Genomic DNA, 13,181 nt, shown 5'->3' on the forward strand with positions numbered 1-13,181 from the left:
AGCACCAACACACTTTCACCTTATGCTGAAAATGCAAAAGGGCCTGGGCAGCGGGCCCTTTTTGCTTTTGATGCCGTGGCTGTTACTGTTTTCTATTGGTTAACGTTAATAGATATGGTGAAGAAACACAGTTAATCGGGATTTAACTTTTACCCCTCATATTGGCTTACAACCTTTAGTAGCAATTGCTGCGCTTCCACTTTGGGCCTTGTGAGGGAAACGGAAATGAGCACTTTTAACAACTATGCTGCACTGAGCGCAGCGCTCCTGTGCCTGGGTGCCGCCCCGGCCTATTCGGCAGATATGCCTGAAGCCCCCATTGTCGAGGTTCAGCCCTTCGGAGGCTGGTATCTGCGCGGCGACATTGGCATGAGCAATCAGCGTTTCGATGAACTGGATTACGTTGGTTTCGATGATCCGGTTGTTCACGGCTGGCACAATGATGGCGAGTTTGACGCCGGCATTACCGGTCAGGTCGGTATCGGCTATCAGTTCAATGACTGGTTCCGTGCAGATGTGACGGCGCAATATCGCGGCAAGACCGAGTTCAGCGCGCTCGATTTCTATGATACCGATGGCATCCCTGGGACTGGCGACGAAGCAACGAACAGTTATCACGCCAAGAAGTCCGAATGGCTACTCCTGGCTAATGCTTACACCGATCTGGGAACGTATGGCGGCATAACCCCGTATGTCGGTGCCGGTATCGGTGCATCGCGCAACACAATTTCCGGTTTCACTGACGACAACATCATAACCGGCGGTGGCGGGTTTGCAGGCAGTGAATCACAATGGGAATTTGCCTGGGCGTTGCACGCGGGCGTTGGCATCAAGGCCACCGATCGCATGACCATTGACCTCGGCTACAGCTATGTCGATCTTGGGGATGGCAAAACTGCCACGGCATACAACTATGATGGCGTCGGCACACGCAATGCACCGTTCGAGTTCAAAGACATTGCGTCGCATGACTTTAAGGTCGGTGTACGTTACGCTTTCTGATTGATTGCGCACGTGAATTTCGAACGGCAGGAGCTACCTCCTGCCGTTTTCGTTTGGATGTGCGGTTACCTTCATCGGACGCTCTCGTCGACTTTCCGTGTCGCACTCAAACAAATTTCTTGACTGCCAACGACATTTCTCCTAGTTCCCGGAGTGGGCCACCTCTCCCCAACGAGAGGCGTGCTATCTGTAAGGATAGGAGAAAACATGACGACGCTATCGAAGCCGGCGCAGCGCCCGGCTAACCCTAATTTTTCATCAGGTCCCTGTGCTAAACGTCCCGGATGGTCGCTCGACGCGCTTTCCGATGCGCCTCTTGGCCGCTCGCATCGCGCCAAGGTTGGCAAGACGAAGCTGAAGCAGGCGATTGATCTTACCCGTGAAATTCTGCAAGTTCCGGCCGAATACCGCATCGGTATTGTTCCCGCCTCGGACACTGGCGCTGTTGAGATGGCCCTCTGGTCGCTTCTTGGTGAGCGTGGCGTCGACATGGTTGCGTGGGAAAGCTTCGGTGCCGGCTGGGTGACGGATGTCGTTAAACAGCTCAAGCTCCCGGATGCCCGCATTATCGAAGCGGGTTATGGCGAACTGCCGGACCTGTCCCAAATCGATTTCGACCGCGATGTCGTCTTCACCTGGAACGGCACGACCTCGGGCGTGCGCGTTCCCAATGGCGACTTCATCCCTGCTGACCGCAAGGGGCTGACGATCTGTGATGCAACCTCTGCCGCATTTGCCCAGCGATTGGATTTCGACAAGCTCGACGTGGTCACCTTCTCCTGGCAGAAAGTCCTAGGCGGAGAAGGTGCCCACGGCATGCTGATCCTCAGTCCGCGTGCGGTGGAGCGCCTTCTTTCCTACAAGCCCGCATGGCCCCTGCCGAAGATTTTCCGCCTCACTTCTGGCGGCAAACTGATCGAGGGTATTTTTGCCGGCGAGACAATCAACACTCCATCAATGCTCTGCGTCGAGGATTATCTCGACGCCCTGAATTGGGGAAAGTCGATCGGGGGTCTTGATGGTTTGGTTGCGCGTGCAGACAGGAACTTTGCTGTCCTCGATGCATTCGTAGAGCGTACACCCTGGGTCGCCAATCTTGCGAAGGTGCCGGCAACACGGTCCAATACGTCCGTGTGTTTCACCATCGTGGATCCTGAGATCACGGCTCTCGATGCCGATGCCCAAGCCAATTTCGCCAAGAATATTGTGGCTGTGCTCGAAAAGGAGGGCGTCGCCTATGATATCGGCGCTTACCGCGATGCTCCTTCAGGGCTGCGCATCTGGGCGGGTGCAACCGTCGAATCGGCTGATCTCGAAGTTCTCACGCTATGGCTTGATTGGGCTTTCCAGTTGCAGAAGGCTGCTCTGAAGCAGGCAGCCTGATCATTAGGCAAATGTGGCCGCAACACATTGCGGCCACCCTCAATCAAATCATTCCTTTCATCGATGGAGGCCATAATGGCACCGCGCGTACTCGTATCCGATAAACTTTCGCCAACTGCCGTGCAGATCTTCAAGGATCGCGGCGTGGACGTCGACTACTTGCCGGATCTCGGCAAGGACAAGGAAAAATTGCTCGAAGTGATCGGGCAATATGATGGCCTTGCCATCCGTTCAGCGACCAAGGTCACAGAAAAGCTGATCGCCGCCGCAAAAAACCTCAAGGTGATTGGCCGCGCCGGCATTGGCGTGGACAATGTTGATATTCCCGCAGCTTCGCGCCGTGGAATTATCGTTATGAACACGCCCTTCGGCAATTCGATCACCACAGCCGAACACGCCGTTGCCCTGATGTTTGCCGTTGCCCGTGAATTGCCGGAGGCCGATTCTTCCACCCGCGCCGGCAAGTGGGAAAAGAACCGTTTCATGGGTGTCGAGATCACGGGCAAGACGCTCGGAGTCATCGGCTGCGGCAATATCGGTTCCATCGTGGCCACACGCGGAATTGGACTGAAAATGCACGTGGTTGCTTTCGATCCGTTCCTCTCGGAAGGACGAGCAGAAGAGCTGGGCGTGGAAAAGGTCGAGCTCGACGAGCTCTTGACGCGAGCCGATTTCATCAGCTTGCACACACCGATGACAGACAAGACCCGTGGAATCATCAACGCAGATGCCATTGCCAAAATGAAGGATGGCGTTCGCATCATCAATTGCGCGCGTGGTGGTTTGATCGTCGAAAAGGATCTGATAGCGGGGCTGAAATCCGGCAAGGTTGCGGGTGCCGGTATTGACGTCTTTGAAGTTGAGCCCGCAACTGAGAATGAGCTCTTCCATCTTCCCAACGTCGTCTGCACGCCGCATCTCGGTGCTTCCACAAGTGAAGCACAGGAAAACGTTGCCCTGCAGGTCGCGGAGCAAATGTCCGACTACCTGATCAAGGGCGCGGTTTCGAACGCGATCAACATGCCGTCCATCACGGCGGAGGAAGCGCCGCGGCTCAAGCCCTTCGTGAAACTTGCCGAAGTCCTTGGTGCTTTCGTTGGTCAGGTCACGGAAGATCCGATTCAGGAAGTTGAGATCCTCTTCGACGGATCGACTGCGTCCATGAATACACGTGCACTGGCGAGCGCAGCTTTGGCGGGTCTCATCCGTCCGCAGGTTGCTGATGTGAACATGGTCTCCGCACCGATCATGGTGAAGGAACGGGGCATTATTCTCTCCGAGGTCAGACGCGACAAATCCGGTGTGTTTGATGGCTACATCAAGCTCACAGTCAAGACGGATTCACTGACACGCTCGATTGCCGGCACCTGTTTCTCCGATGGCAAGCCGCGATTCATCCAGATCAAGGGTATCAATCTCGATGCCGAGGTTGGTCAGCACATGCTCTACACGACCAACAATGACACGCCCGGTATGATCGGCCTGCTGGGTACGATTTGCGGGAAAAACAACGTCAATATCGCCAATTTCTCGCTTGGTCGTGATCATCCCGGCGGCAACGCTATTGCCATGCTCTATCTTGACGAGCGCATTCCAGAACATGTTCTGGAAGAATTGCGGGTTAACAAGGCAATCGTGTCAGCCAAGCCGCTGGAATTTGACATCGCTTGATAGTACGGATGTCGCATAATGGCATCCGATGGAAATACGTTGATTTGGCGGTTGATGGAGGCGGGCGATCTCGCTTCTGTCAGCGCTGTAGCCGCGGTGGCCCATCCCGATTTTCCGGAAGAGGATGCCGTATTCGTCAATCGGCTCGCGCTTTATGGACAAGGTGCTCATGTCCTTGAGAACGGGACATCAATCGTCGGATATGCGATCACGCATCCCTGGAAGAGCTTTGATGTTCCTGCCCTGAACACAGTGCTGCCAGCCCTGCTGGGATACGATACCTACTACATTCACGACATTGCATTGCTCGATGCGGCCCGTGGCAGTGGGGCGGCGGGCAGGATCGTCGCTATTCTAGCCACCCATGCGGCCGCCGCCGGCTTTCAGACTATGTCGCTCGTGGCGGTCAACGGGTCATCGGGCTTTTGGCAGAAGCACGGATTTGACATCGTTAACCGGCAGGTTCTTCAGCAAAAACTGAGGACTTACTCGGACGATGCCTGCTTTATGCTGCGCCAGCTTCGCTAGTCGCGGCGTGCTTGCGACCGCTGAGTTCTGCAATCCAAATACCGCCTAGAACGAGAACCAGCGCGATCGCGTGATAGAGGCGGAAATCTTCGCCAAGCAGGGCAACCGCCAGCAACGTACCGAATATTGGCACAGTATTAATGAACAGGCCGGCCCGGTTCGCACCGATATATTCGACACCCTTGATGAACAGCACTTGTGCTGCGAGCGACGGCAGGATGGCGGTGTAAAGCACGACAATGGTTCCGGTCAGATCCGGCGGGGTCAGTGTACCGCTTTGCCATTCCCAGATCGTGAAGGGGATGGCTGTCACAAAGGCAAAGAAAGTCATGACAGTCATCAGGCTTTGCCAGTTGATGGCGGGTCGAAAACGCAGGGCGACGGTATAGCCGCTATACAGAAGCACAGCGAGAAGCATCAATGCATCACCGTAATTGACGTCCAAGCTCGCAAGTTGTGCGAAGCTTCCATGACCGGCCGTCAATGCAACACCAATGAGGGAAAGGCCGAAACCAAGAATTTGGCCGAGCCTAACGGCTGTGCCAAAGAGCAATAGATTGGCGACGAAAATCACCATGGGCATGCCTGCCTGCTCGATCGTAACATTGATGGCTGATGTGTAGTTCAGAGCGCTGTAAAGTGCCATATTGAAGAAGGTGAAACCGAACGCGCCCAGTGCGGCGAGCAGCCAGAGATGCTCGCGCACGACGTTCCAGTCGCGGCGGATCTGCCTGAAACTGATCGCAGCAACAAGCAGAAAAGCCAGAAGCCAGCGCAATAGAGTCAGAAGCATCGGTGAGACGTGTCCAACTGCAAATTTGCCCGCGACCGCGTTTCCGCCCCAGAAAAGGGCAGTTATCAGGAGAAAAACATAAGCAGTGCGGTTCATGATGCAGCAGACTTTTCCAGCTGGGGAGCGATGGACTTTGCGGACGTGCGGACAATAGGTTTATTCCGTAAATAAAGGCAAATTGGTTCGCCTATATCCGAAAGAATGGTCGCGCTTTTGTGAACCAGCCTGTATAGAAGCACCGCATTTATGGAAAAATGCGCGACGAGGTTATGGCTCGAGGAGTTTTGAATGGCGAATGTTGTTGTGATTGGTTCCCAATGGGGTGACGAAGGCAAGGGAAAGATTGTCGATTGGCTCTCCGAACGGGCCGATGTCATTGTCCGCTTTCAGGGCGGTCACAACGCAGGTCATACGCTGGTCGTCGATGGCGTAACTTATAAACTGTCGCTGTTGCCGTCCGGTGTGGTACGTCAGGGTAAGCTGTCCATCATCGGAAACGGTGTCGTTTTCGACCCGCATGCTTTCATCGCGGAAAAAAAGAAGCTCGAAGCGCAGGGCGTCGTCATTACACCAGACACGCTGAAGATTGCCGAAAACACCACGTTGATCCTATCGATTCATGGTGAACTGGATCGCAGACGTGAAGCGTCCAATGCAGGCACCAAGATCGGCACGACGGGGCGCGGTATCGGCCCAGCCTATGAAGACAAGGTTGGCCGCCGGGCAATCCACGTCCTTGATCTTGCCGATCCTGATACGCTACCGGCAAAAATCGAGCGACTTCTGGCGCATCACAACCCGCTTCGTCGCGGCCTCGGCATCGAGGAAGTCGATGGTGCGAAGCTGCTTGAAGAGCTCCAGGAAGCCGCGCCGCATATCTTGCCCTTTATGGATCGCGTCTGGTACGTCCTTGACCAGAAGAAGCGTGCCGGCGAACGGATTCTGTTCGAGGGTGCGCAGGGAACGCTGCTCGATATCGACCACGGCACCTATCCCTTCGTAACTTCATCGAATACCGTTGCCGGACAGGCCTCGGCAGGTTCAGGCATTGGACCAGGTTCCCTTCACTACGTTCTCGGCATCACCAAGGCATACACAACCCGTGTTGGCGAAGGTCCGTTTCCGACAGAACAGCAGAACGAAGTCGGACAATTTCTCGGCGAACGTGGCCATGAATTCGGGACAGTAACTGGACGCAAGCGCCGTTGCGGCTGGTTCGATGCGGTGCTCGTGCGCCAGGCTGTTGCGAACAACGGCATCAGCGGTATCGCGTTGACCAAGCTCGATGTGCTCGATGGTCTCGAGGAAATCAAGGTTTGTACAGGTTACGAACTCGATGGCGAAATTATTGATTACCTTCCAGCAGGACAGGGGCAGCAGGCTCGCGTCAAACCCGTATACGAAACACTGGAAGGCTGGCAGGGGACGACTGCGGGCGCACGCAGCTGGAGCGAACTTCCGGCGCAGGCCGTCAAATATGTTCGCTATGTGGAAGAATTAATCGGTGCGCCGATCGCACTTTTGTCTACGAGCCCGGAACGCGATGACACAATACTTGTTACCGACCCGTTTCATGATTAGAGTCGCGAACACGTCCCGAGGTTAATCTCACAACAAAACCATAGGTTTGGGTGAATGGCAGATTTCGTTGCAGTATTGAGGAAAACAATTGGCGGGCTTGCGGACCCAACACCGGAGCTTCGTCAACGTGTATATGCAAAGGCTCGCGCAACGATTGAGCAGAAGCTTGCGGCGTTGAATGCTACCGAAGCTGTGGCGAAGCGTCAGGTAAAGGCGCTCGAGGATGCAATTGCGGAGGTCGAATCCGATTTCGTGCCGGCCGTCGAAGATTTTATACCAGCAGCGCCTGCACCCATTCCAGCGTCGCCGCCCGTGCCAGAGGTATCAGCGCCTCCGGTGGAGGCTTCTACGCAGTCAATTGCAATTCCAGAAAAATCGGTGCCGAACTCCGCCCCGTCCTTCACTAGAGTGGGCTCGCAACCGGATGCACTTGAAGATTTTCTGATCAGCCACACCCCAAGCGAGGCCAAAGCCGAGCTCGAGGCGGAAAATTTTGGTCAAAACGACGCCGTGAGCGGTCCTCAAGCCGAAAACAGTGACGAAGCAAATCTAAACACCTCCACTGACGATAGCCATTCAAGTGACTATGGCGTCTATACGCGACGCGGGACTATCAAGGAGCCGGCGCTGAAGCGCTCGCTAGTCCCTTTGCTTAGTATCTTTGCCATGCTCCTCGTGATTGCGGGAGCGGGTTATGCGGGCTGGACCTATCGTGGCAAGCTTGTCGAGGAGGCAAGTGCGGTGAAAGACTATCTGGCGGGCCTTACGAGCTCAAACTCGCCGGAACAGCCAAAGCCGGAGGATACGGCAGCGAACAAACCAGCGGAGCCCGCGCAGCCAGCTCAGCCTGCGCCAGCTCCATCAGCAACCGGACCAGCGGAGCCGAAACCCGAGCCAAAACTGACGCAAAGACTGTTGCCCGACGGTCAGGAGATCAATCCGGGGCCGGCCAATGACACCCCGTCGCTCGGCGAAGGCACGTCCGTTGCTGCCTCAACGCCTGATCAGGCTGCAAAGCCACCCGCGGCGCCCGGTCAGCAGCAGGCCGCTGGTCAAGCGCAACCGCCCGCAGCGCTACCGATTGGCCAGAAAGCGTTCTTTTACGAGGAGCGTTCAGGCCAAGACGCGGGTACAGCGGACGCAGGTGGCGTTGTCTGGTCGGTCGTCCAGGAATCACCTGGCAACGATCTTCCACCCGAACCCGCCATCCGGGCGGAAGTCACGGTCCCAGACCGTGGAATCAATCTGCGCATGATTATCCGGCGCAATGGCGATAAATCACTCCCTGCAAGTCATCTGGTCGAGATGATCTTTACCGTTCCTGATGGTTTTGCCGGTGGTTCGATTGATAATGTCTCGCGCATGACGTTCAAAGATACCGAGCAATCGCCGGGTAGCCCGCTCGTCGGTATCCCGGCCAAGATCGCCGATAATTTCTTCATCATAGCGATGAACGATGCCAAGACGGCAATCGACACGAACATGTCCTTGATGCGCCGCCAGTCATGGATCGATATTCCAATCGCTTACAAGACCGGGCGTCGCGCTTTGATCACGCTTGAAAAGGGTCTCCCCGGGGAGAAGGCCTTTGATGATGTGTTGAAAGCCTGGGCCGCCAAGGCCGGGGGCTAGCAAGTCACAAAAAAGGCCGCATCAAGCGGCCTTTTTCTTAGTCGGATGGCATATGTATCAACGGGCATCAGAGCCCGTAGAAACCAGGGCCTTCTGCTGTTTTGCCGCGGCCGCCTTCACTGCGTCCTGGACTTTCTCAAAGGCCCGCACCTCGATCTGGCGAACGCGTTCACGGCTGATGCCAAATTCCGTTGACAGGTCTTCAAGCGTTACCGGATCGTCGGCGAGGCGCCGCGCCTGGAAAATACGGCGTTCCCGTTCGTTGAGTGACGACATGGCACCGGAAAGCATCTCACGGCGGTTTTCCAGTTCGTCCTGTTCGATCAGCATCTCTTCAGCGCTGTCGTGGTCGTCAACGAGCCAGTCCTGCCAATCGCCACCAGCTTCACCGTCGGAAGAACGAATTGGCGCGTTCAAAGACGCATCGCCGGACAAGCGACGGTTCATCGAAATCACTTCATCTTCAGATACGCTGAGGCGCGTCGCGATTTCCTTGACCTGTTCGGGGTTGAGGTCGCCATCGTCCAACGCCTGGATCTTGCTCTTGACCTTGCGCAGGTTGAAGAACAGGCGTTTCTGATTGGCAGTCGTGCCCATCTTGACCAGGCTCCATGAGCGCAGCACGTATTCCTGGATGGATGCCTTGATCCACCACATGGCATAGGTGGCGAGGCGGAAACCGCGTTCCGGCTCAAACCGCTTTACAGCCTGCATCAGGCCGACATTACCTTCGGAGATGACCTCGCCAATTGGCAGGCCATAGCCGCGATACCCCATCGCAATTTTGGCGACGAGCCTTAGATGACTTGTAACAAGTTTGTGCGCCGCTTTGGGATCAGCGTGCTCCAGATACCGCTTGGCGAGCATGTACTCTTCCTGCGGTTCGAGCATGGGAAAACGACGGATTTCTTCAAGGTAGCGGGTCAAACCACCGTCACCACCTAAGATACTTGGAAGACTTTGGGCCACAGAGCACCCCTCCTCATTTTGGAATAGCCCCCATTATCGGCAGGCCGCACCACCGGCCCGCCCATAGCTTGGCGCGAACAGAGTAGTGCCATCAATATATAGGTAGCATTTTGTCAAAAACACGGTGCGTTAAGCGACGAAATAATCTGTCACATAAACGTGAACGATACAGTCAGGATTTTGCGCATGCGATGTGTAAATGCTCGAGCGGCTGAATGGTTCCATTGTTGTTGCATTTTTTCTAGACCATACTGCTTTGAAACGCTTCCAGCAATGCTGCCATATCATCCGGTAGCGGAGCCTCGAAATGCAGAATCTCGCCGGTTGATGGGTGCTCGAAAGCGAGAAGTCTGGCGTGCAATGCCTGCCGCGTAAATCCTTTGACAATGCTTTGGAGCGGTTCAGCGAGTTTGTTGGCCTTGGTCTTGTAGGCACTGCCATACTCCAGATCACCTACGAGTGGATGACCAATATGGGCCATGTGCACGCGTATCTGATGTGTTCTGCCTGTTTCCAAGACGCATTCCACAAGGGAAGCGAGGGCCGTGGCATCTTCCTTTGCCCCAAAACGTTCCTGCACCTCAAAATGCGTTACGGCGTGGCGGGCATCATCACGCTCTTCATGGACCACAGCCTGTTTGGTACGGTCGCGATGGGAGCGGCCGAGCGGGGCATCGATGGTCCCGGTCGTCCGGTCGGGGGTGCCCCAGACGATCGCAAGGTATGCGCGCTCCAGATCGCCTGTACGACCATGATCGGCAAATTGCGCGCTCAGGTGACGATGGGCAAGATCATTCTTGGCTACGACCATGACGCCGCTGGTTTCCTTGTCGAGGCGATGCACAATACCGGGTCGCTTGACACCGCCGATGCCCGACAATGTGTCACCGCAATGGTGAATCAGTGCGTTGACGAGCGTGCCGGTCCAATTGCCGTTGCCCGGATGCACGACGAGCCCTGCAGGCTTGTTGATGACAATGAGGTCAGTATCTTCATAGAGAATATCAAGCGCAATTTCCTCGCCCTTCGGGGTGGCATCTTCGGGTTCGGGGATCTGGATAGTAATATTAAGACCTTCACGCAGTTTGTGCTTGGTCTCCGTGACGATCCTGCCTTCAACACTGACTTGGCCCTCATTGATCAGTGATTGAATGCGGTTCCGCGACAGGTCCGGCGCCAATTGGGCTGAGAGCCAGGCGTCCAGCCTTTTGCCGGAAGCTTCATTGTCGGTAATTAACTCTTTCAAAGACCTCGTCCCTTCGTTACAGAGGCTTGGTTTCGAAACCTCGGAGATGCCTATATGGCCAACATCAATCCAGACTTGGATGCGGAAGAAGCACCTCTCGATCCAACTATGGAGCGGGTACGCCGCAAAATGATCCGGCTTCTCGCTGTTTCCATCGGCATTATGGTGATTGGTCTTATGGCGGTGCTTGCCGCCATTGTCTACAAGATTAACCAGCCGGTGCAGGAAGTGGCGACAGCTGCGCGTTCCGATATCCCGGAGCAACCACTTGGTGCGGCTCTTGCCGGTGAGGCGATCACACTTGATCCCGGTACCCGCATACTTTCGCATAACCTTTCGGACAATACGCTGTCCCTTGAAACAAGGCTCGGAGATGGCACCCGCCAGGTTCTGCTCTACGATTTGGCGAGCAAGCGTGTCGTCGCGCGTATATCGGAGGCCGCCGGTAATTAGATCGAGTGGCGGCGTGTTTACGTCAATGGCAAGCAAATCACCATTGCACTTTCTCGGGAGCTTGATTATACCCGCCTGATCAACCGGCTACGCGCCCATCGTCTAGCGGTCAGGACGGCGCCCTCTCACGGCGCAAACAGGGGTTCGATTCCCCTTGGGCGTACCAGGCTTCCCTCACATTGTCCTTGCCAAGATAATGATGATCAAAACGACTTTTCGGAAGGCGGCACCCCGATGAGGTTGCCTTGGTCTGAAATCCTAACAAAAATTCGCCGGTCTGTGGTCTACAGAATATTGCGACCTCGCGCGCCTTCGCATCCCGTCGCGTTCACTGGACCAGTTGTCGTTGTTGGGTCGGCACCCGTTTCGACGGTGCCCGTCGGGTTCAGCAACCAGTTTCATGTAATCACGGTCAACGGGTCGCAAAGCATCCTCGATCGGTGGGGAATTGACGTTCCAGATGCGACCTTCATGCAATTCAATCAGGTCGAGGGGCAAACAACCAATGCCATCCACGTACGCAAGGTTCTGAACGGAAGACGGACTGGGCTCCTTTACGTCGTACGCTGGCCCAAAAGCTTTGACGCGCTTCAGCAAGGGATCGCCGCGTTCAACTACGCCTACGATGATGTGAAAATGGTCAACCGCTTAAAGCGCATGGCGATGTATGAGGCGGTGATGGGAGGCCTCAACGTTGAAATCGATGATGATATGAAATTCTCGAACGGCATCACGGCGGTGTTCTATGCCATCATCAGCGGTGCCAAGGCAGTGATCATCAGTGGCATCAATCCCGATTCCTCGGGACACGTTTATAACGATGCCAATCTCAAGCGTCTGCATGCCGGCACTGACAAACAGATTTTGCAGGCCCTCATTGATCGAGGTTACCCCATCTACACGGCAGATCTCGAAGTTGCCACGGCGTCTGGCGTGCCGTTATGGACAGAGGAGGCTCTCATGAGATTCGGCGCGGCCAGCCCAAGGGAACGATCTGGACCATAAAAAGGGCCGCCCGCCGGGCGACCTTTATTTCAGATCAGCCTATTCAACCATCAAATGATTTTCCAGTTTGGATCGACGGCGGTAGCGGCAGCGCGCCACTCGTCGGCATAGTCCACATTCTGCCAATCCTTGAACCACGGCCCGCCGTTGGTAAAATGCACAGCGTTTGGATAGCCAGTCGCCGGCTTTTCATTCCAACCCTCCAGCCAGTTCCATTCAACCGGAACCTCGCCGATCTCATCGTCCTGAGCCCATTGCATCCGGTGCAGGTAGGCGCCGCTCTCGCGGTTGATCAGTTCCGGCGTGAGCTTACGTGTGGATGGATGGTCGCAATTGAACAGCATGAACGACGACCAGTTCTTCCTCGGGTAACTGGTTTGGACCTTGCCGTCCATCTTCGTGCCTTCCTTCGGCGTGTAGTCGTGTTTGACGCAGATCACAGCTTTCGTTTTGTCCCGGTATTCAAGTAATTTGGCCACGTCGCCAAAGAACAGAAAATCGCAATCGCAGAACAATGCCCAGCCCTTATATCCGGCGAGCCAAGGTGTGAAGAAACGTGAGTAGGTGAACTCGGTTGAGGCCAGCGGATCGATATCACGCGTATAGGCGCCTTTTTCTACGAGTTCGTCCAGTTTGATCGGTACTACCCGGACGGGGATGGTCGCATGCTTCAATACGGTGCTCTTGGCGACGTCATAGGCAATCGGTTCGCGAGAGTCCCATCCGACGTAGATATCAAGATCATTCTGCATAATGCCTCGCTTCTTATTCTGAGAGTCCGAGTAGGGTTTTAAACGAAATGCTGAAAAGAAAAACCCTCCTTGCCGCCAAATTGGGGTGGACGTTGCCGCTTTTACACCAGTTCAGATATATAACCACGGTCATCGGTCACACTTGACGTTGCACGCCCGCATGTTT

General features: G+C 55.3%; 12 protein-coding genes and 1 tRNA gene. 9 read left to right on the forward strand and 4 right to left on the reverse strand.

Annotated features, from left to right (window positions below):
• Nucleotides 1-225 precede the first annotated feature (225 nt).
• From CU102_RS09930 to CU102_RS09945, 4 genes are all read left to right on the forward strand, one after another.
• On the forward strand, nucleotides 226-1,002 hold the full coding sequence (locus CU102_RS09930) for an outer membrane protein (protein WP_106710938.1): 777 nt from the start codon (nucleotides 226-228) through the stop codon (nucleotides 1,000-1,002).
• Nucleotides 1,003-1,209: 207 nt separating this feature from the next.
• Nucleotides 1,210-2,385 (forward strand): phosphoserine transaminase, encoded by a 1,176-nt coding sequence (locus tag CU102_RS09935; protein ID WP_106710939.1) that lies wholly within the window; start codon nucleotides 1,210-1,212, stop codon nucleotides 2,383-2,385.
• Nucleotides 2,386-2,460: 75 nt separating this feature from the next.
• Complete coding sequence (gene serA / locus CU102_RS09940) at nucleotides 2,461-4,056, forward strand: phosphoglycerate dehydrogenase (protein ID WP_106711063.1); 1,596 nt, start codon at nucleotides 2,461-2,463, stop codon at nucleotides 4,054-4,056.
• An 18-nt stretch (nucleotides 4,057-4,074) separates the two neighbouring features.
• Nucleotides 4,075-4,584: a GNAT family N-acetyltransferase gene (locus CU102_RS09945; RefSeq protein ID WP_106710940.1), complete on the forward strand. Its 510-nt coding sequence runs from the start codon at nucleotides 4,075-4,077 to the stop codon at nucleotides 4,582-4,584.
• On the opposite strand, the gene CU102_RS09950 is transcribed toward CU102_RS09945, so the two are convergent.
• The gene (locus tag CU102_RS09950) at nucleotides 4,562-5,473 is read right to left on the reverse strand and encodes a DMT family transporter (protein ID WP_106710941.1); all 912 of its coding nucleotides are present in this window, start codon (nucleotides 5,471-5,473) and stop codon (nucleotides 4,562-4,564) included. The two genes, CU102_RS09945 and CU102_RS09950, sit on opposite strands and share 23 nt — an antisense overlap.
• Before the next feature lie 192 nt (nucleotides 5,474-5,665).
• On the opposite strand from CU102_RS09950, the gene CU102_RS09955 reads away from it, so the two are divergent.
• Together CU102_RS09955 and CU102_RS09960 are read left to right on the forward strand one after the other, a co-directional pair.
• Nucleotides 5,666-6,958 carry an adenylosuccinate synthase gene (locus CU102_RS09955; protein WP_106710942.1) on the forward strand — a complete coding sequence of 431 codons (1,293 nt, stop codon included), beginning with the start codon at nucleotides 5,666-5,668 and terminating at the stop codon, nucleotides 6,956-6,958.
• Nucleotides 6,959-7,012: 54 nt separating this feature from the next.
• Complete coding sequence (locus CU102_RS09960; RefSeq protein WP_106710943.1) at nucleotides 7,013-8,590, forward strand: transcriptional regulator; 1,578 nt, start codon at nucleotides 7,013-7,015, stop codon at nucleotides 8,588-8,590.
• A gap of 57 nt (nucleotides 8,591-8,647) precedes the next feature.
• Here CU102_RS09960 and rpoH read toward each other — a convergent pair whose 3' ends face one another.
• Both rpoH and CU102_RS09970 read right to left on the reverse strand, forming a co-directional pair.
• Complete coding sequence (gene rpoH, locus CU102_RS09965) at nucleotides 8,648-9,559, reverse strand: RNA polymerase sigma factor RpoH (protein WP_106710944.1); 912 nt, start codon at nucleotides 9,557-9,559, stop codon at nucleotides 8,648-8,650.
• A 241-nt stretch (nucleotides 9,560-9,800) separates the two neighbouring features.
• Nucleotides 9,801-10,805, reverse strand: a complete 1,005-nt coding sequence (locus CU102_RS09970) for an RluA family pseudouridine synthase (RefSeq protein WP_106710945.1) — start codon at nucleotides 10,803-10,805, stop codon at nucleotides 9,801-9,803.
• A gap of 54 nt (nucleotides 10,806-10,859) precedes the next feature.
• On the opposite strand from CU102_RS09970, the gene CU102_RS09975 reads away from it, so the two are divergent.
• The 3 genes from CU102_RS09975 (at nucleotide 10,860) to CU102_RS09985 (ending at nucleotide 12,263) form a co-directional block, all read left to right on the forward strand.
• Entirely contained in the window at nucleotides 10,860-11,258 is a 399-nt protein-coding gene (locus CU102_RS09975; RefSeq protein WP_106710946.1) for a fimbrial protein, read from the forward strand.
• A 91-nt stretch (nucleotides 11,259-11,349) separates the two neighbouring features.
• Nucleotides 11,350-11,424 (forward strand) — tRNA-Glu (locus CU102_RS09980).
• Between the two features lie 305 nt (nucleotides 11,425-11,729).
• On the forward strand, nucleotides 11,730-12,263 hold the full coding sequence (locus CU102_RS09985) for a membrane-anchored protein (RefSeq protein WP_245425279.1): 534 nt from the start codon (nucleotides 11,730-11,732) through the stop codon (nucleotides 12,261-12,263).
• 50 nt (nucleotides 12,264-12,313) lie between these two features.
• Here CU102_RS09985 and CU102_RS09990 read toward each other — a convergent pair whose 3' ends face one another.
• Nucleotides 12,314-13,015, reverse strand: a complete 702-nt coding sequence (locus CU102_RS09990; RefSeq protein ID WP_106710948.1) for a glycosyltransferase — start codon at nucleotides 13,013-13,015, stop codon at nucleotides 12,314-12,316.
• Nucleotides 13,016-13,181: the final 166 nt, after the last annotated feature.

Source organism: Phyllobacterium brassicacearum, from assembly GCF_003010955.1.
GTDB classification, from domain to species: Bacteria; Pseudomonadota; Alphaproteobacteria; order Rhizobiales; family Rhizobiaceae; genus Phyllobacterium; species Phyllobacterium brassicacearum.